Raw genomic sequence first — 18,183 nt, forward strand, 5'->3', positions numbered from 1 at the left:
CGCCGCGCCCGCGGCATCCGACCATCGCATAGCCTGGTATCTGACAAGGGAGTGCTGCCATGCCCGAGAGCCTGAAGGTCGCCGTCGCGGTGAGCCTCGACGACGCATCCGCCGACCGCATCCGCGAGCTGGAGCCCCGCGTTGAGCTCCTGCGCGACCCCGCGCTCACCGCCCCGTGGCGCTGGGACGGCGACTGGGAGGGCGAGCCCGGCTTCGCGCGCACGCCCGAGCAGCAGGAGGCCTTCGACGCGCTCCTCGCGGATGCCGACGCGATCTTCGGCATCCCCGACGTCAGCCCCGCAGCGCTCGCCCGCGCCGTGCGCGCGAACGAGCGCCTCCGCTGGGTGCACACGACCGCCGCGGGCGGCGGCGGGCAGGTGAAGAAGGCCGAGCTGACGGAGGCCGAGCTCGAGCGCGTCGTCGTCACGACGAGCGCCGGCATGCACGCCTCCACGCTCGCCGAGTGGGCCGTCTTCGGCGTGCTCGCCGGCGCCAAGGACCTCCGCCAGCTCGAGGCCGACCAGGCCGAGCGGCACTGGGGCACGGGCCGCCGCCTCATGCGCCACGTGAGCGAGATGACCGTGCTCGTCGTGGGCCTCGGCGGCATCGGCAAGGTCGTCGCCGAGCGCTTCGCCGGCCTCGGCGCCACCGTCTGGGGCACCACCCGCAGCGGCGAGCCCGTCGACCACGTCGACCGCCTCGTGCCGATCGACGAGCTCGCGGCCGCCGCCGCCGAGGTCGACGCGATCGTCGTGACGCTGCCCGGCACCGAGCGCACCGAGGGGCTCGTCGGCGCCGAGGTGCTCGGCGCCGTCCGCCCCGACACGATCCTCGTGAACGTCGGCCGCGGCACCGTCGTCGACGAGCCCGCGCTGCTCGACGCCCTGCATGCGGGCCGCATCGGCTTCGCCGCGCTCGACGTCACCGCCGTCGAGCCGCTGCCCGCCGAGTCGCGCCTGTGGGCGCACCCGAGCGTGCTCATCAGCCCCCACACGGCCGCGCTCTCGCGCCAGGAGCCGCGCCGCATCGCCGAGCTCTTCGCCGCGAACGCCACGCGCCTCCTCGACGGCGAGCCGCTGCAGAACGTCATGTCGACGAAGGAGTTCTACTGATGCCCGAGGCGCCCACCGGCCCCGCCCTCTTCGACCTCGCCGGGCGCACCGCGCTCGTCACGGGCTCCAGCCAGGGCATCGGCCGCGCGCTCGCGCAGGGCCTCGCCGAGGCCGGCGCCACCGTCGTCGTCCACGGCCGCGACGCCGCCAAGGCGCAGCGCGCCGCCGACGAGATCACCGCCTCGACGGGCGTCGCCGCGCACGCCATCACGTTCGACGTGACGGATGCGGCGGCGGTCGACGCGGGGCTGACCGAGCTCGAGGCGCGCCTCGGCACGCCCGACATCCTCGTGAACAACGCCGGCATCCAGCGCCGCTCGCCCATCGCGGAGTTCGCCGACCAGGACTGGCACGACCTCGTCGCCACGAACCTCACGAGCGCCTTCCTGCTCTCGCGCCGCGTCGCGAAGGGCATGATCGCGCGCGGCTCGGGCCGCATCGTCTCGATCGGCTCCGTGCAGTCGCAGCTCGCGCGCCCCTCCATCGCCCCGTACTCGGCGACGAAGGGGGCGATCGTCATGCTCACGAAGGGCCTGTGCGCCGACCTCGCGCCGCACGGCATCACCGCGAACGCGATCGCGCCCGGCTACTTCGCCACCGAGCTCACGCAGGCGCTCGTCGACGACGAGCAGTTCTCGGGCTGGGTGCGCGGCCGCACGCCCGCGGGCCGCTGGGGCGACGTGCGCGACCTCGTCGGCGCGCTCGTCTTCCTCGCCTCCGACGCCTCGGCGTTCGTGAACGGCCAGACCCTCTACGTCGACGGCGGGATGACCGCGGTCGTCTGACGACACGCCGCGTCCCGCCCGGGGCGCCTAGGCTCTCAGCAGGGCGACGCCGTCGGCGCGCCCACGGAAGGACGACCCGATGACCGCGGCACAGCAGCCCAACCTCGCGATCGTGGCCCACGGCAAGGACGATGTGCGCATCGAGGAGCTCGCCGAGCCCGCGCCCGCCCCCGACGAGGCGGTCGTCGCCGTCCGCTTCGGCGGCGTCTGCGGCTCCGACCTCCACTACTGGCGCCACGGCGCCGCGGGGGAGTCGATCCTCCGCGAGCCGATGGTGCTCGGCCACGAGGTGGTCGGCGAGGTGCTGCATGCCGCCGCCGACGGCTCCGGCCCGGCCGCCGGCACGCGCGTCGCGGTGCACCCGGCGACGCCCATCGACGACGGCTCGGCGCCGTTCCCCGCCGACAGCCCCAACCTCAGCCCCGCCGGCACCTACCTCGGCTCGGCCGCCCGCATGCCGCACACCGCCGGCGCGTTCGCGCGCCGCGTGGCGCTGCCCTCGCGGATGCTGCGCACGCTGCCCGACGGCCTCGACCTCCGTACCGCGGCGCTCGTCGAGCCCGCCGCGGTCGCGTGGCACGGCGTCGGCCGCGCCGGCGACGTCGCCGGGAAGCGGGTGCTCGTCGTCGGCGCCGGCCCGATCGGCGCGCTCGCCGTCGCCGTCGCCGTGCACCACGGCGCCGCCGAGGTCATCGCCACCGACCTCCACGACCTCCCCCGCGAGGTCGCCGCGAAGGTGGGCGCCGCCCGCACGATCGACGCGCGCGACGAGGCGGCGATCGCAGCGGTCCACGCCGACGTCGTCATCGAGTCGTCCGGCACCGTCCCGGGCCTCGCCTCGGCCATCCGCGGCGTCGCCCGCGGCGGCACCGTCGTCATGCTCGGCCTGCAGCGCTCCGGCGAGGTGCCGGTGCTCGCGTCCCTCGCCATCACGCGCGAGCTGACGCTCGTCGGCTCGTTCCGCTTCAACGACGAGATCGACGACGTCATCGCCGCCCTCGCCGACGGCTCGCTGGCCGTCGACCCCGTCATCACGCACGTCGCGCCCGTCGCGGACGCGCTCGAGGCCTTCGCCACCGCCGGCGACGCGAGCGCCTCGTCGAAGGTGCTCATCGACCTCCAGGAGGCATCATGACCGAGCTGCGCTACCCGTCCATGATCATCATGGGCGTCCAGGGATCCGGGAAGTCGACGATCGGCGCCGCGCTCGCCGAGCGGCTGAACATCACGTTCATCGACGGCGACGACCTGCACCCGGTCGCGAACAAGGAGAAGATGCGCGAGGGGCACCCGCTCACCGACGAGGACCGCGTGCCGTGGCTCAAGGTGATCGGCGAGACCATCGCCGAGGGCCGCCGCGAGGGCCGCATCACGATCGTCGCGTGCTCGGCCCTCAAGCGCTGGTACCGCGAGCTGCTGCGCTCGAGCGAGCCCGACCTGGTCTTCGTGCACCTCGCGGGCGAGAAGGGCCTCATCGCCGACCGCCTCGCGCACCGCGACCACGAGTACATGCCGACGACGCTCCTCGACAGCCAGATCGACACGCTCGAGCCGCTCGCCGACCACGAGCGCGGGATCGTCATCTCGGTCGAGCAGACGCCCGCCGCGATCGTCGACGAGGTCACCCGCATCCTCATCGCGCGCGCCTCCGGCCGCCCGGTCGAGCCCGGCGAGGGCGCGACCCTCACGGGCGCCATCGACCTGCCCGGCCGCTGATCCCCGACCGCTGATCCCCGGGGTCGGCCACGAGCCGCCCCGCCACCTCCCTCCGCACCACAGACACAGGAGTCACGACCATGGATGACCTCGTCCTCAACTGGGACCTCGGCACAGGAGGGCTGCTGCTGCTCGCGGCGGGCGCGATCGCGCTCCTCCTCGTGCTCATCATGGCCTTCAAGATCCACGCGTTCCTCGCGCTCATGATCACGAGCCTGCTGACGGCCGTCGCCGCCGGCATCCCCTTCAACCGGCTCATCGAGGCCATCTCGTTCGGGTTCAACCCGACGCTCGGCTCCGTCATGCTGCTCGTCGCGCTCGGCGCGATGCTCGGCCGCATGATCGAGACCTCGGGCGGCGCGCGCGTGCTCACCGACAAGCTGATCGCGCGCTTCGGCGAGCAGCGCGCCGCGATGGCGGTCGGCGTCGCGAGCCTCCTCATGGGCTTCCCGATCTTCTTCGACGCGGGCCTGGTCGTGATGATGCCGATCATCTACGCCGTCGCGCGCCGCCTGGGCGGCTCGCTGCTGACCGTCGCCTTCCCGGCCGCGCTCGCGTTCAGCTCGATGCACATCTTCGTGCCGCCGCACCCCGGCCCGGTCTCGGCGTCCGCGATCCTCGGCGCCGACGTGGGCCTCGTGCTCATCCTCGGCCTCGTCGTGGCGCTGCCCGTCTGGTACCTCGTGGGCGTGCTCTACGGCGGCTGGGTCGGCCGCCGCTACGACGTCGGCGTGCCGACGATCCTCGACGGCTCGAAGGACGATCACGAGGAGATGGAGTCGAACCCCGCGTTCGGCAAGATCGTCTTCCTGCTCGTGCTGCCGCTCATCCTCATCCTGCTGAACACGGGCCTCAACATGTTCGCCTCGACGCAGGCCGACCCGGACGCGTTCAAGGCGGAGCCGGTCGTCGCGATCCTGCGCACGCTCGGCGAGACGCCGGTCGCGCTGCTCCTCACGGTGCTCGTGTCGTTCTGGCTGCTCGGCTGGGGCATGGGCAAGAAGGGCTCGCTCATCGACAAGGTGGCCGACAGCGCCCTCGGCCCCATCTGCTCGGTCGTGCTCGTCACCGGCGCCGGCGGCATGTTCGGCGGCGTGCTCCGCGTCACCGGCATCGGCGACGCCATCGCCGACTCGCTCAACTCGATCGGCATGCCGGTCATCCTCGCGGCCTTCCTCATCTCGCAGATCGTGCGCATCGCGCAGGGCTCGGCGACCGTGGCGCTCACGACCGCGGCCTCGCTCATGGCGGGCGTCGTCGTCGACGGCGGCTTCAACCCCGTCGAGGTCGCCGCGATCGTGCTCGCGACGGCGGCCGGCTCGGTCGGCTTCAGCCACGTGAACGACTCGGGCTTCTGGCTGGTCTCGAAGTTCTTCGGCCTCGACGTGAAGACGACGCTGAAGACCTGGACCGTCGCGCAGGGCCTCATGGCCATCGTCGGCTTCGCGATCTCGGTCGTGATCTACCTGGTGGGCGGCCTGCTGGGCTAGCGCCGCACCGATCCACGACGCGGCGGGTCCCCTCGGGGGCCCGCCGCTCGCGTGTGGTGGCGGCCCGCGGGCGCTGGTAGCATCGGAGGCTGAACTTCGGCGAGGGATGCGCGAGCATCCGTGATCGACGCAGTGGCAGCAGGGGCCCCGTCCTCACGCGTCAGCGTTCGAGTCGACATCACCAACAGGCCCGCGGGCCACGAGGAGCATCACCATGAGCACCGACGACAACAAGCTCACGACCGAGATCCGCGAGAGCTTCGGCAAGGGCGCGGCGCGCAAGCTGCGCGCCGTCGGCAAGGTCCCCGCGGTCCTGTACGGCCACGGCACCGAGCCGCAGCACCTCACCGTGAACGCGCACGACGTGTTCATGCTCGTGCGCCGCACGAACGCGATCATCGACCTGCAGATCGAGGGCAAGAGCCAGCTCGCGCTCGTCAAGGACGTGCAGCGCAACCCCGTCCTCATGGGCGTCCCCGCCATCGAGCACCTCGACCTCGTCATCGTCCGCCGCGGCGAGAAGGTCACGGTCGACGTGCCCGTGCACGTCGAGGGCGAGCCCGTCTCGGGCCTCATCGCCATCCAGGACGCCACGACCGTCTCGGTCGAGGTGGAGGCGCTCCACATCCCCGAGTCGTTCACCGTCTCGGTCGAGGGCCTCGAGGACGGCGCCCGCATCGTCGCGTCGGAGATCGAGCTGCCGGGGGGCGCCGAGCTCCTCACCGACGGCGAGACGCTCGTCGTCGCGGTCCAGGAGCCGCAGCTCCCGGCCGAGGACGAGGAGACCGAGGCCGCCGAGGGCGACGAGGCGGAGGCCGCCGAGGGCGACGCCGCCGAGGCCGCCGAGGGCGACTCGGCCGAGTAGTCCCCAGGACGCTCCGCAGTGGCGGACACGTGGCTCGTGGTCGGGCTCGGGAATCCCGGGCCCGACTACGCGCGCACGCGCCACAACATCGGCCAGATGGTGCTCGCCGAGCTCGAGCGCCGCGCCGGCGCGAGCCCCAAGCGCCACGGCCGCGCCGAGGCGCTCGTCGCCGAGTCGCGCATCATCGGCGGCCCGAAGGTGGTCACGGCCTTCCCGACCACCTACATGAACCGCTCCGGCGGTCCGGTGGCGAAGCTCATGGACTGGTTCGGCGTCGACGCCGACCACGTCGTCGTGCTCCACGACGAGCTCGACCTGCCGCTCGGCAGCGTCCGCCTCAAGCAGGGCGGCGGCCACGGCGGCCACAACGGGATGCGCGACATCATCGCCGCGCGCGGCCCCGAGGTGCTGCGCGTGCGCCTCGGCATCGGCCGCCCGCCCGGCCGGCAGGACCCCGCCGACTTCGTCCTGAAGCCCTTCGCGAAGGTCGAGCAGGACGAGGTCGACCTCATGGTGCAGCTCGGCGCCGACGCCGTCGAGCGGATCATCGCCGAGGGCTTCCTCGCGGCGCAGCAGGGCATCCACGCGCCGTCCTGACGGCGCGACGCGGCCGCCCGCCCGAGCGGCGGCGCTACGATGGTCGTCGATCCGAAGGAGGGCCCGTGGGCCGAACGACACTGCGCGTCGCGAGCGTGCTCGTGGCTGCGCTCGTGCTCAGCGGCTGCGCAGGCGGTGACGCTCCGGAGGCGACGGAGCCCGCCGGCCCCAACGGCTACACGCTCGCCGCCGACCTGGCCGACGGCTACGGCCTCTGGTTCGATCGCGGGGCCGAGACCGGACTGACGGACCTCATCCTCGAGGACGCCGACGGGCGGACGGTCAACTCCTGCCTGGGCACGGGTCCGCTGCTCTGCGTCGAGGGGCCCGACGAGGCCTACGGCGTGCTGGTCATCGCTCCCGAGGGTGCGGAGCGAGCCGTCATGCACTGGTTCGGCCAGGACGTCGAGCTGACGCGGGGCGACGTGCAGGACCCGGAGGCGCCTCCCGTCTTCGGGGGCGTCATGCCGCCCTTCGAGCCCGGCGAGGGCTACCGGCTCGAGGTCTTCGACGGCTCCGGGGCCGTCGTGATGTCGTGAGCCTGCGACCGCTCCTCGACCTGCTGGAGCGCGGTGCCCTCGCGCCGGTCGTGGAGGCGCGCCGCGGCGGCGAGCTCAGCGGCATCGAGGCGCTCCGCGCGCCCGTCGTCGCCTCGCTCGCGAGCGCGCACTCGCGCCCGCTGCTCGTCATCACCGCCACCCGCCGCGAGGCCGAGGGCGTGCGCGAGGACCTCGCCGCCTGGCTGCCCGAGGCGGAGGTGCTCGACCTGCCCGCGTGGGAGACGCTCCCGCACGAGCGGCTGAGCCCCTCGCCCGAGACCGTCGGCCGGCGCGGCGCGACGCTGCGCGCCATCGCCGAGCGCGACGGCTCCCGTCCCGCGATCGTCGTCGCGTCGGTGCGGGCAGCGCTGCAGCCGGTCGCCGAGAACCTGCTCGACGTCGCGCCCGTCGAGCTCGTCGCGGGCGGCCGCGGCGTCGACCTCGCCGAGCTCTCGCGCCGCCTCGTCGACCTCGCGTACGCGCGCGTCGACATGGTCACGCGCCGCGGCGAGTTCGCGGTGCGCGGCGGCATCCTCGACGTCTTCCCGCCCGCCGAGGACCACCCGGTGCGCGTCGAGCTGTTCGGCGACGAGGTCGAGCAGATGCGGTGGTTCCACGTCGCCGACCAGCGCTCCTCGCCCGAGCCCGTCGAGCGGGTGGTGCTGCCCGCGAGCCGCGAGCTGCTGCTCACGCAGGACGTGCGCGACCGCGCCCGCCAGCTCGCGCCCGAGTTCCCGGGCATCCAGCAGATGCTCGAGAAGCTCGCCGAGGGCATCGCGGTCGAGGGCATGGAGTCGCTCGCGCCCGCGCTCCTGCCGCGGCTCGTGCCCATCACCCGCTACCTGCCCGGCGCGGGGGTCGTCGTGCTCGGCCCGGAGCGGATCCGCGACCGCGTGCGCAGCCTCAACGAGACGAACCACGAGTTCCTCGAGGCCGCGTGGAGCGCCGCGACCGCAGGCGGCGCCGCGCCCGTCGACCTCGCCGGCGGCTTCCTCGAGCTCGACGAGCTGCGCGACGCCGCCGAGGGCCCCTGGTGGACGCTGTCGGCCCTGCAGCGCGACGAGAGCGTCGACGCGCTCGGCGCCGAGGCCGTGCCGAGCTTCGCCGGCCGCGCCGATGGCGCCGTCGACCACCTGCGCGAGCGCCTGCGCGACGGCTGGCGCGCCGTCGTCACCGCCGGCGGCCACGGCCTCGTCGAGCGCGCCGCCGCCGTGCTCGCCGAGCGCGAGGTCGCCGCCCGCGAGGAGGAGGCGCTCGAGGGCGTCGAGCCCGGCGTCGTGCACGTGACCCAGGCGGCCGTCGAGCACGGCTTCGAGCTGCCGGCCGAGCGCATCCTGCTCATGAGCGAGGCCGAGTTCTTCGGCCGCGCCGTCGGCGTCGACGCCCGGGCGCCCCGCCGCATGGCCGCGCGCCGCGGCACCGTCGTCGATCCGCTGCAGCTCAAGCCCGGCGACTTCGTCGTGCACGAGACGCACGGCGTCGGGCGCTTCGTCGAGCTCACGCAGCGCACCGTCTCGAGCGGCGGCCGCAACCCCGTGAGGACGACCCGCGAGTACCTCGTGCTCGAGTACGCCTCCTCGAAGCGCGGCCAGCCCGGCGACCGCCTCTCGGTGCCCACCGACCAGCTCGACCAGCTCAGCCGCTACGTCGGCGGCGAGAGCCCCGCGCTGTCGAAGATGGGCGGCTCCGACTGGCAGCAGTCGAAGGCGAAGGCGCGGAAGGCCGTGCGCGAGATCGCCGTCGAGCTCGTGCAGCTCTACTCCGCCCGCATGGCCTCCAAGGGGCACGCGTTCGGCCCGGACACGCCCTGGCAGCGCGAGCTCGAGGACGCCTTCCCGTACGCCGAGACGCCCGACCAGCTCACCACCATCGACGACATCAAGCGCGACATGGAGCGCGAGATCCCGATGGATCGGCTGCTCTCGGGCGACGTCGGCTACGGCAAGACCGAGGTCGCCGTGCGCGCCGCGTTCAAGGCCGTGCAGGACGGCAAGCAGGTGGCGGTGCTCGTGCCCACGACGCTGCTCGTGCGACAGCACCACGAGACCTTCGCCGCGCGCTTCGCGGGCTTCCCGGTGCAGGTGCGCGCGCTCAGCCGCTTCCAATCCGACAAGGAGGTGCGGGAGACGCTCGCGGGCATCGCCGACGGCACGGTCGACGTCGTCATCGGCACGCACCGCATCCTCTCCGACAGGGTCGCGTTCAAGGACATCGGGCTCGTCATCATCGACGAGGAGCAGCGCTTCGGCGTCGAGCACAAGGACGCCCTCAAGGCGCTGAAGACGAACGTCGACGTGCTCGCGATGTCGGCCACGCCCATCCCGCGCACGCTCGAGATGGCCGTCACCGGCATCCGCGAGATGTCGACCCTCGCCACGCCGCCCGAGGCGCGGCACCCCGTGCTCACCTTCGTCGGCGCCTACAACGAGCAGCAGGTCGCCGCGGCGATCCGCCGCGAGCTGCTGCGCGAGGGCCAGGTGTTCTTCGTGCACAACCGCGTCTCGACCATCAACAAGGTCGCCGCGCAGCTCGCCGAGCTCGTGCCGGAGGCCCGCATCGGCGTGGCCCACGGCAAGATGGCCGAGTCGCAGCTCGAGCGCGTCATCGTCGACTTCTGGGAGAAGCAGTACGACGTGCTCGTCTCGACGACCATCGTCGAGACCGGCCTCGACATCCCGAACGCGAACACGCTCATCGTCGACCGCGCCGAGCGCTACGGCCTCAGCCAGCTGCACCAGCTGCGCGGCCGCGTCGGCCGCGGCCGCGAGCGCGCCTACGCGTACTTCCTCCACGACGCCGAGACGCCGCTGTCCGAGACGGCGCACGACCGGCTCGAGACGATCGCGGTGCACAACGAGCTCGGCGCCGGCATGCAGGTGGCGCTCAAGGACCTCGAGATCCGCGGCGCCGGCAACCTGCTCGGCGGCGAGCAGTCGGGCCACATCGCGGGCGTCGGCTTCGACCTGTACCTGCGGATGGTCGGGGAGGCCGTGGCAGTCTTCCGCGGCGAGGACACCGAGGCCCCGCGCGAGCTGCGGCTCGAGCTGCCGGTCGACGCCGTGATCCCCGAGGACTACGTCGACGCCGAGCGGCTGCGCCTCGAGGCGTACCAGAAGCTGTCCGCCGCGGCCTCGGGCCGCGACGAGGGCGCGATCGACCGCGTCGTCGACGAGCTGCGCGACCGCTACGGCGAGCCGCCCGCGCAGGTGGTCGCGCTCGTGGCGATGGCGCGCCTGCGCCGCCGCGCCCAGCGCGCGCAGCTGAGCGAGGTCATCGCGGTGGGCCCGAACCTGCGCGTCGGCCCGGCCGAGCTGCCCGACTCGGTGCAGCTGCGGGTGCGCCGCATGTACCCGGACGCGAAGTTCAACGCCGCCGCGAAGACGCTCGTCGTGCCCATCCCGACGCGCGGCGGCGGCCGGCTCGCCGGCACGCAGACCGAGCCGCTGCCCGACGCCGAGCTCATCGCCTGGGTCGAGGCGCTCCTCACCGCGGTCTTCCCGGCGTCGCGCGCGCCGGAGGCCGAGACCGGGCCGGGCGCCCCGTGAGCGCCGTCGACGAGCTCGTCGCCACGATGGCGCGGCTGCGCGGCCCGGGCGGCTGCCCGTGGGACGCGCAGCAGACGCACCGCTCGCTCGTCACCCACCTGCTCGAGGAGGCGCACGAGCTCGTCGAGGCGATCGAGGCCGAGGGCCCGGACGGGCAGGGCGCGGATCCGCATGCGCCGGCCGACGACGCCCACCTCGTCGAGGAGCTCGGCGACGTGCTGCTGCAGGTGGTCTTCCACGCCGAGATCGCGCGCGCCGAGGGCCGCTTCGACCTCGACGATGTCGCGCGGCGCCTCACCGAGAAGCTGCGCAGCCGCCACCCGCACGTGTTCGGCGACGTCGAGGTCTCGGGCGCCGACGAGGTCGTGGCGAACTGGGATGCGCTGAAGCGCGCCGAGAAGGCGGAGCGCACGAGCGCGCTCGACGGCATCCCCGCATCCCTCCCGGCGCTCGCGCTCGCCGCCAAGACGATGAGCCGAGCGCGGCGGGCAGGCCTTGCGCTGCCCGCCGAGCCCGAGGCCGCGGCGACCGACGAGGCGGCGCTCGGCCGCGAGCTGCTCGCGCTCGTGCGCGGGGCCGACGCGCGCGGCCTCGACGCCGAGCGCGCGCTGCGCGCCGCGACCCGCGCGCTCGCCGACGACCTGCGCGCGCAGGAGCGCACGGCAGGATGAGGGGCATGGCGGTCGACGAGCGGATGCGGCGGCGTCGCCGCGCCATCGGCGCGGCCGTCGTCGTCTCGGTCGCCACGACCGCGCTCACCGGCAGCGCCCACTCGCTCGCCGGCGGCGCCGCGCCCGACGCGCTCCTGCTGCTCGCCGCCCTCGTCGCGACCCTCGCCCTCCTCGCACCCGTGCTCGGCGCCCGCGCGGGCCTCGTGCGGCAGGCGATCGCCGTCGCGGTCGCGCAGCTCGTGCAGCACGGCCTCTACGCGCTGCCCCACGGCTCCGGCAGCGCGGTCCACGCCCACGGCGACGCGGCGCGCGACGCGCTCGCCGCCGCATCCCTCGACCACGGCGGCGCGGGCATGCCGCTCGCGCACGTCGTCGCGGGCGTTCTGACCCTCGCGCTCGTGCGCCGCGCGCCGCGGGCGCTCGCCGCACTGCTGCGCGCCGTGTCGCTGCGTGCCGTCGCGCTCGTGCTCGCCTGGGCGCCGACGCCCCTGCGCCCGCCTGCGCGCGCGCTCGTCGCCGCCCGCCCCGCACCGCGGCCCCGTACGCGCATCCTCGCCCGCGCGCTGGCGCGCCGCGGGCCGCCCGCGCTCGTCTGAGGCACGCCCGCTCGCATCGGCGAGCGCCCTGCCGCGCCCTGCGCGGCGGCGATCCCGCGCATCCGCCGGCCCTCGAGCCAGCGATGCCGCGACCAGACGACCGCGCCCTCGAGCACCGCTCGGGCGCCCCACCGCCGCGCCGGCGCAGCCGGGCGGCAGCACAGGAGCACCCATGACCATCCGACGACCCTCCGACCATCGCCCCGGCCCCGGCCCCGGCCCCGGCCCCGGCCCCGGCGCTCGCCGCCGCGCCGCGCGCGCCGCGCTGCCCGCCCTCGCGGCCGCCGCGGCGCTCGCGCTCGCCGCGCCCGCCGCCGCGAGCGCCCACGTCGAGGTGGGGCCCGAGTCAGCCTCGCCGGGCGAGACCGTCGACCTGGCCATCGCGGTCGGCCACGGCTGCGACGGCTCCGGCACGACCGCGGTGAGCATCGCGATCCCCGCCGGGATCGCGGCCGTCACGCCGATCCAGAGCCCCGACTGGGACGTCGCGCTCACCGCCGTCGACGGCGTGCGCACGCTCACGTACACGGCCGAGCGGCCGCTGCCCGACCCGGTGCGCGGGCAGATGCACGCGCAGGTCGTGCTCCGCGACGACCTGGCGCCGGGCGACGTGCTCGAGCTGCCCGCGCAGCAGACGTGCGAGGAGGGCGCGTACGCGTGGGACGACCTGGGCCCCGACGCCGAGGAGTCGATGCCGATCATCCAGGTGGTCGAGGCGGCACCCGCCCAGGACGCGCTCGCGGTCGCCGAGACCACCCCCGCGTCGCAGCCGCTCACGATCGCGGCGCTCGTCGCCGCCGTGGTCGCGGCGCTGCTCGCGACCGTCGCGCTCCGCCGCCAGGCGGGCATCCGCGCCGGGGAGGCAGCCCGATGACGGCCGTCGCCGATCGCGCCGCGGCATCGGGATCCGCACCCCCGCAGCCGCCGCGGCAGCCGTGGCTCGTGCCGCTCCTGCGCCGCCTCCACTGGCTCACGGGTGTGCTCGTCGGGCCATGCATCCTCGTCGCGGCGCTCTCGGGCGCTGCGTACGCCCTGGCGCCCGCGGTCGAGCAGCAGCTCTACCGCGAGGCGCTCACCGCCCCGGCGACGGGGGAGCCGCTGCCGCTCGCCGAGCAGGTGCGCATCGCCCAGGGCGTCGTGGGCGACGAGGCGGCGCTCGCGGCCGTGCGCCCCGCGCCTGAGGAGGGCGCGACGACCCGGGTGCTCTTCGCCGCCGACGGGCTGCAGGAGTCGGAGTCGCGCGCCGTCTTCGTCGATCCCGTGAGCGGCGACGTGCGCGGCGACATGACCGTGTACGGCACGAGCGGCTCGTTGCCGCTGCGCACGGCGATCGACCACTTCCACCGCGGCCTCGGGCTCGGCGACGTCGGCCGGCTCTACTCGGAGCTCGCGGCGAGCTGGCTCGGCATCGTCGTGCTCGCGGGCGTGGGTCTGTGGATCGGCCGCTGGGCGAGCGCGCGGCGTGGCCGCCGGCGCGAGCTCCTGCGGCCCGAGCGGCGCGCGACGGGCGTGCGGCGCCTGCTGTCGTGGCACGCCTCGCTCGGCATCTGGCTCGCGCTCGGCGCGCTGTTCCTCTCGGCCACGGGCATCACCTGGTCGCAGCTCGCGGGCGCGAACGTCACCGAGCTGCGCGGCGCGCTCGGCTGGACCACGCCGTCGGTGTCGACCGCGCTCGACGACGCCCCCGCATCCGCCGACGACCCGCACGCGGGCCACGGCGGGCACGGCGCGCCCGCGGCGGCCGGCGAGGTCGACCCCGCGCTGTTCGACGCCGTGCTCGCGGCTGGCCGGGAGCGGTCGATCGACGTCGGCCTCGTCGAGATCCGGCCGCCGGCCGAGGAGGGCACGGCGTGGGTCGTGCAGGAGATCCAGCGCTCGTTCCCCACCCAGGTCGACGCGGTCGCCGTCGACGGTGCGACGCTCGCGGTGGTCGACGAGGTGCGCTTCGACGACTACGGCCTCATCGCGAAGCTCGCCCGATGGGGCATCGACCTGCACATGGGCACGATGTTCGGGCTCGTCAACCAGCTCGTGCTCGCGGCGCTCGCGATCGGCATCGCCGCGATCGTCGCGCTCGGGATGCGGATGTGGTGGCGGCGCGGGCCGTACCGCCGCCCGGGCGCCGCGCCGGGGGCGGGCGCGCTCGCGGCCGCGCCGTGGTGGGGGCTGCTCGCGGTCGTGGCCGTCGGCGCCGCGCTGGGCCTGCTCCTGCCGCTCGTCGGCTGGACGCTCGTCGCCTTCGTGCTGCTCGACGGCCTGCTGGTCGCCGCCCGCACGCGTCCGACGGCACCGCCCCCGCCCTCCTGACCGCCCCTGCCGAATGGCCACTTCCTGCGAGGGAGTGGCCACTTCGTGCATCGAGCGGTCACTGTCGGTCGACAGTGGTCGCACGGTGCAGCACATCGCGACCACTCGATGCTGGAAGTGGCCGGTCGATGCGGGGGATGACCGCTCGAGAGCAGGACGTGGCGGCTCAGGCGCCGGGCAGCACCACGACGTTGCCGACCTTGTGGCCGGAGTCGACGATCGCGTGGGCGCGCGCGACCTCGGCCATCGGCATCGCCTCCTGCAGCACCGGGTCGAGCTCGCCGCGCTCGAGCAGCCCGAGCAGCCGCTCGACGTGCTCGCGCCGGTCTGCGGCGACGCCCGTCCGCACCGGTCCGCGCGCGCCGACCGTCTGCCCGACGATCGTCTGCCACAGCGAGGCGACGACGAGGATGAGCATGCCGCCGTCGGCGAGGAGGCGGCGGCCCCGCGCGGGCGAGAGCGCGCCGACCGCGTCGAGCACCACGTCGAACCGTTCCTCGAGCGCGTCGTAGTCGACGGTCGCGCGGTCGAGAACGGCGTCGGCGCCGAGCCGTCGGAGGAGGTCCGCGTTCGACGCGCTCGCGACGCCGGTCACGTGCGCGCCGGCGAGCCGGGCGACCTGCACCGCGCTCGAGCCGACGGCGCCGGCGGCGCCGATGACGAGCACGCGCTGGCCGGCGCGGAGACCTGCGACGTCGTGGAGGAAGTGCAGGGCGGTGTGGCCGCCGAAGAGCGCCGCGGCCGCGTGCTCGTGCGGCACGCCGGCGGGCTTCGGCACGACCTTCGCCGCGGGCAGCGCCACGAGCTCGGCGTGCGCGCCCGTGCCGCCCGTGGATCCTGCGACCTCCTCGCCCGGCGCGAGCCCGTCGACGCCCTCGCCGACGGCCTCCACGACGCCCGAGAGCGCGAAGCCGAGCACCCGCCGGCGCGGCCCGCGCACGCCGATCGCGATGCGGGCGGGCAGCGCGAACCCGGCGGGGAAGCGGCCCGCCCGCATCCTGGCGTCGCCGGAGCTCACGGCCGCCGCGACCACGCGGACGAGCACCTGGCCGGGCCCGGGCTGCGGATCCGGCAGCTCGGCGACGCGAGCGACCTCGGGGGGACCGTACCGATCGACGACCACGGCGCGCATGCTGGCTCCTTACGGGTGTAAGCCGATGATGGCGCCAGCGTAGCCTTACAGTCGTAAGCGCACAAGCACGATGCGGAGGGCAGGAGGCGACGATGCCGCAGCGCGAGCCCCTCAGCGCCGAGCGCGTCGTCGACGCCGCCCTCGCCGTCGCCGACCGCGACGGCATCGCGGGCCTCAGCATGCGCAGCGTCGGCCGCGAGCTCGGCGTCGAGGCGATGTCGCTCTACCACCACGTCGCGGGCAAGGACGCGCTCGTGGGCGCCGTCGTCGAGCGCGTCGTCGGCGAGATCGGGCGCCCCGCCCTCGACGTCCCGTGGCGCGAGGCCGTCGCCCGCCGCTGCCGAGACGTTCGCGCGGTGCTGCGCGCGCATCCCTGGAGCCTCGGCCTGCTCGAGTCGCGCCGCGCGCCCGGCCCGGCGCTGCTGCTGCACCACGAGGCCATGCTCGAGTGCCTGCGCCGCGGCGGCTTCTCGGTGGTCGACGCCGCGCACGCCTTCTCGGTGCTCGACGCCTACGTCTACGGCTTCGCGCTCACCGAGCAGCACCTGCCGTTCGAGCCGGGGGAGGGCGCCGACGCGATGGTCGAGGAGATGGCGCTGCCGCGCGACGCGTTCCCGCGCCTGGCCGAGATGGTCGACGAGCTCGTGGCCGGCCGCGCGTACGACTACGGCGACGAGTTCGAGTGGGGGCTCGCGCTCGTGCTCGACGGCCTGGAGGCCCGGCTGGCCCGCTGAGCCTCCCCGAGCGGCAGCGGCCGGAGCCGCTGCACCTCCTCGATCGGCAGCACCCGTCGTCGCAGGGCCCCGCCGAGCGCGACCGCCGCGATCCCCACGAGGAACGCGAGCAGCACCTGCCCGACCGGCCCGACGAGCCCCGCCCATCCGCCGTGCTCGTCCGGGTCGAGGAACGGGTACGGGAACCAGCCGTCCACGAGCCCGCCGCGCAACCACGCCGACGCGAGGTACGCGACCGGGTACGCCATCCACCACAGGCAGCGCACGAGCCGGATGCGCGGGCCGGCCACGAGCAGCCAGTCGAGCAGCAGGAGGGCCGGGACCAGCCGGTGCTGCGCGACGTTCGTGTACTCGATCGTCCACGAGAGCGCCTCGCCGGGCTCCGCGAGCAGCACCGCCCACACGAGCCCCGCGAGCACGGCGTACGCGGTCGCGGCGCCCCGCACGTGCTCGCTCCAGGCCGGGCGCCGATGCGCCGGCACCGCGAGCGTCCACGCGACCACCGCGAGCACGAGCAGGTTCGCCTGCACGGTGAAGTACGCGAAGTGCTCGCTCCAGCGCTCGCCCGAGCGTGCGACGTCGGCGATGTTCCAGGCCTCGGCGAGCACGCCGAGCAGCAGGATCGACACCCGCAGGGCGACGACCGGGACCGACCGGTCGTCGAGGAGCACGCGCCGCACGCGCCCATCCTGCACCCGCCGGCGTCGGGAGGCGCGCACGACGTGCGAGAGGATGGACGCCATGGCAACCCAGGTGCACCCGCCGCGCGGCATGCGCGACTTCCTGCCCGTCGACAAGCGCCGCCGCGAGCGCGTGCTGCGCGTCATCCGGGACGCCTACGAGGCCCACGGCTTCGAGGAGATCGAGACGCCCGTGGTCGAGGACGCGTCGCGGCTCCACGCCGGCCTCGGCGGCGACAACGAGAAGCTCGCCTTCGCCGTCATGCGCCGCGGCCTCACGGTCGACGACCTGCGCGAGGCCGCGAGCCCGCTCGAGCTCGCCGACCTCGGCCTCCGCTTCGACCTCACCGTGCCGCTCGCGCGCTTCCTCGCGACGCACCGCTCGAGCCTGCCGCCGGTGTTCCGCGCCATCCAGGTCGCGCCGGTGTGGCGCGCCGAGCGGCCCCAGCGCGGCCGCTTCCGCCAGTTCGTGCAGTGCGACATCGACATCGCGGGCGAGCCGGGCATCGCCGCCGAGCTCGAGCTGCTCGCCGCCACCGGCGACGCCCTCGAGCGCCTCGGCATCGACGGCGCGCGCATCCGCATCAACGACCGCCGCGTGCTCGCGGCCGCCCTCGAGCACGCCGGCGTGCCCGAGGACCAGCGCGATGCGACGCTCATCACCGTCGACAAGCTCGACAAGATCGGCCGCGAGGGCGTCGCCGAGGAGCTCGCCGGGCGCGGCGTCGACGGCGAGCGGCTGCTCGCGACGCTCGACGCGATCGGCGCGGGCGAGGCGCCGGAGGGCTTCGACGCCGCGACGCTCGAGCCGCTCCGCGAGCTGCAGGCCGCGCACGTCGGCATCCCGCTCGAGCTCGACCCCACGCTCGTGCGCGGCATGGGCTACTACACGGGCGCGATCTTCGAGGTCGCCCACCCCGACCTGCCGTTCTCGATCGGCGGCGGCGGCCGCTACGACGGCATGGTCGGCCGCTTCCTCGGCCAGGAGGTGCCGGCCGTGGGCATCTCGCTCGGCTTCGAGCGGCTCGTCGACCTGGTCGAGCTGCCCGAGGAGGGGGAGCGGGAGGTCGTCGCGCTCCTGGTCGACAAGCAGGTGCCGGCGCTCGAGGCGCTCGCCGCCAAGCGGGCGCTCGTCGCCGCGGGCCGCACGGTGCGCATGCAGCGCCGCCCCAAGAACCCGCAGGGGCTGCTCGACCAGCTCGCCGCCTCCGGTGCGACGCACGTCGCGTTCCTGCGCCCGGGCGGCAGCGCGGAGGGCCTCGAGCTCAAGCCGATCGCCTGACGGCGCCCGGCGCGGCGCGGGGGCGTCGCGGGGGCGCGGATCCCCTCCCGATCCGGACACCCGCGATGGCTAGGCTGGTGCGCGGGCGCGGCGCAGCCGCATCCCAGGCCGGTCGGGCACCCAGGCCGATCC

Annotated in this window: 17 protein-coding genes; 15 read left to right on the forward strand and 2 right to left on the reverse strand. The window is 75.1% G+C overall.

What is annotated here, in order from left to right:
• The first annotated feature begins 59 nt into the window (after positions 1-59).
• The 13 genes from IEW90_RS04290 (at position 60) to IEW90_RS04350 (ending at position 14,223) form a co-directional block, all read left to right on the forward strand.
• Complete coding sequence (locus IEW90_RS04290; RefSeq protein ID WP_188716380.1) at positions 60-1,112, forward strand: D-2-hydroxyacid dehydrogenase; 1,053 nt, start codon at positions 60-62, stop codon at positions 1,110-1,112.
• Positions 1,112-1,897, forward strand: coding sequence for an SDR family oxidoreductase (locus IEW90_RS04295; protein WP_188716382.1), 786 nt, complete (start codon positions 1,112-1,114; stop codon positions 1,895-1,897). Before IEW90_RS04290 ends, IEW90_RS04295 begins: the two co-directional genes overlap by 1 nt.
• A gap of 79 nt (positions 1,898-1,976) precedes the next feature.
• Positions 1,977-3,032 (forward strand): L-idonate 5-dehydrogenase, encoded by a 1,056-nt coding sequence (locus tag IEW90_RS04300; RefSeq protein WP_188716384.1) that lies wholly within the window; start codon positions 1,977-1,979, stop codon positions 3,030-3,032.
• Entirely contained in the window at positions 3,029-3,613 is a 585-nt protein-coding gene (locus IEW90_RS04305; protein ID WP_229679481.1) for a gluconokinase, read from the forward strand. Before IEW90_RS04300 ends, IEW90_RS04305 begins: the two co-directional genes overlap by 4 nt.
• Positions 3,614-3,693: 80 nt before the next feature.
• Positions 3,694-5,103: a GntP family permease gene (locus IEW90_RS04310; protein WP_188716386.1), complete on the forward strand. Its 1,410-nt coding sequence runs from the start codon at positions 3,694-3,696 to the stop codon at positions 5,101-5,103.
• 214 nt (positions 5,104-5,317) lie between these two features.
• A complete protein-coding gene (locus IEW90_RS04315; protein ID WP_188716388.1) occupies positions 5,318-5,968 on the forward strand; it encodes a 50S ribosomal protein L25/general stress protein Ctc in 651 nt (216 codons plus the stop codon).
• 18 nt (positions 5,969-5,986) lie between these two features.
• Positions 5,987-6,565: an aminoacyl-tRNA hydrolase gene (gene pth, locus IEW90_RS04320; RefSeq protein WP_188716389.1), complete on the forward strand. Its 579-nt coding sequence runs from the start codon at positions 5,987-5,989 to the stop codon at positions 6,563-6,565.
• Positions 6,566-6,630: 65 nt separating this feature from the next.
• Positions 6,631-7,104, forward strand: a complete 474-nt coding sequence (locus IEW90_RS04325; protein WP_188716391.1) for a hypothetical protein — start codon at positions 6,631-6,633, stop codon at positions 7,102-7,104.
• Complete coding sequence (gene mfd, locus IEW90_RS04330; RefSeq protein WP_188716393.1) at positions 7,101-10,649, forward strand: transcription-repair coupling factor; 3,549 nt, start codon at positions 7,101-7,103, stop codon at positions 10,647-10,649. Before IEW90_RS04325 ends, mfd begins: the two co-directional genes overlap by 4 nt.
• On the forward strand, positions 10,646-11,320 hold the full coding sequence (locus IEW90_RS04335) for a MazG family protein (RefSeq protein WP_229679482.1): 675 nt from the start codon (positions 10,646-10,648) through the stop codon (positions 11,318-11,320). Before mfd ends, IEW90_RS04335 begins: the two co-directional genes overlap by 4 nt.
• Before the next feature lie 5 nt (positions 11,321-11,325).
• Positions 11,326-11,916, forward strand: coding sequence for a hypothetical protein (locus tag IEW90_RS04340; RefSeq protein ID WP_188716395.1), 591 nt, complete (start codon positions 11,326-11,328; stop codon positions 11,914-11,916).
• Between the two features lie 172 nt (positions 11,917-12,088).
• Positions 12,089-12,790: a DUF1775 domain-containing protein gene (locus IEW90_RS04345; protein WP_188716398.1), complete on the forward strand. Its 702-nt coding sequence runs from the start codon at positions 12,089-12,091 to the stop codon at positions 12,788-12,790.
• Entirely contained in the window at positions 12,787-14,223 is a 1,437-nt protein-coding gene (locus IEW90_RS04350; protein ID WP_188716400.1) for a PepSY-associated TM helix domain-containing protein, read from the forward strand. The genes IEW90_RS04345 and IEW90_RS04350 overlap by 4 nt, the downstream gene beginning before the upstream one ends.
• A gap of 166 nt (positions 14,224-14,389) precedes the next feature.
• On the opposite strand, the gene IEW90_RS04355 is transcribed toward IEW90_RS04350, so the two are convergent.
• Complete coding sequence (locus IEW90_RS04355) at positions 14,390-15,355, reverse strand: NAD(P)-dependent alcohol dehydrogenase (protein ID WP_188716401.1); 966 nt, start codon at positions 15,353-15,355, stop codon at positions 14,390-14,392.
• 92 nt (positions 15,356-15,447) lie between these two features.
• Here IEW90_RS04355 and IEW90_RS04360 point away from each other — a divergent pair, with 92 nt between their 5' ends.
• Positions 15,448-16,089 carry a TetR/AcrR family transcriptional regulator gene (locus tag IEW90_RS04360; RefSeq protein ID WP_188716403.1) on the forward strand — a complete coding sequence of 214 codons (642 nt, stop codon included), beginning with the start codon at positions 15,448-15,450 and terminating at the stop codon, positions 16,087-16,089.
• On the opposite strand, the gene IEW90_RS04365 is transcribed toward IEW90_RS04360, so the two are convergent.
• The gene (locus tag IEW90_RS04365) at positions 16,020-16,769 is read right to left on the reverse strand and encodes a Pr6Pr family membrane protein (RefSeq protein WP_188716406.1); all 750 of its coding nucleotides are present in this window, start codon (positions 16,767-16,769) and stop codon (positions 16,020-16,022) included. The genes IEW90_RS04360 and IEW90_RS04365 overlap by 70 nt on opposite strands.
• 61 nt (positions 16,770-16,830) lie before the next feature.
• Between IEW90_RS04365 and IEW90_RS04370 the strand changes: the two genes are divergently transcribed.
• Entirely contained in the window at positions 16,831-18,051 is a 1,221-nt protein-coding gene (locus tag IEW90_RS04370; protein WP_188716408.1) for a histidine--tRNA ligase, read from the forward strand.
• The last annotated feature ends 132 nt before the right edge of the window (positions 18,052-18,183 follow it).

The sequence above is a fragment of the Agrococcus terreus genome (assembly GCF_014645235.1).
In the GTDB taxonomy this organism is placed as follows: domain Bacteria; phylum Actinomycetota; class Actinomycetes; order Actinomycetales; family Microbacteriaceae; genus Agrococcus; species Agrococcus terreus.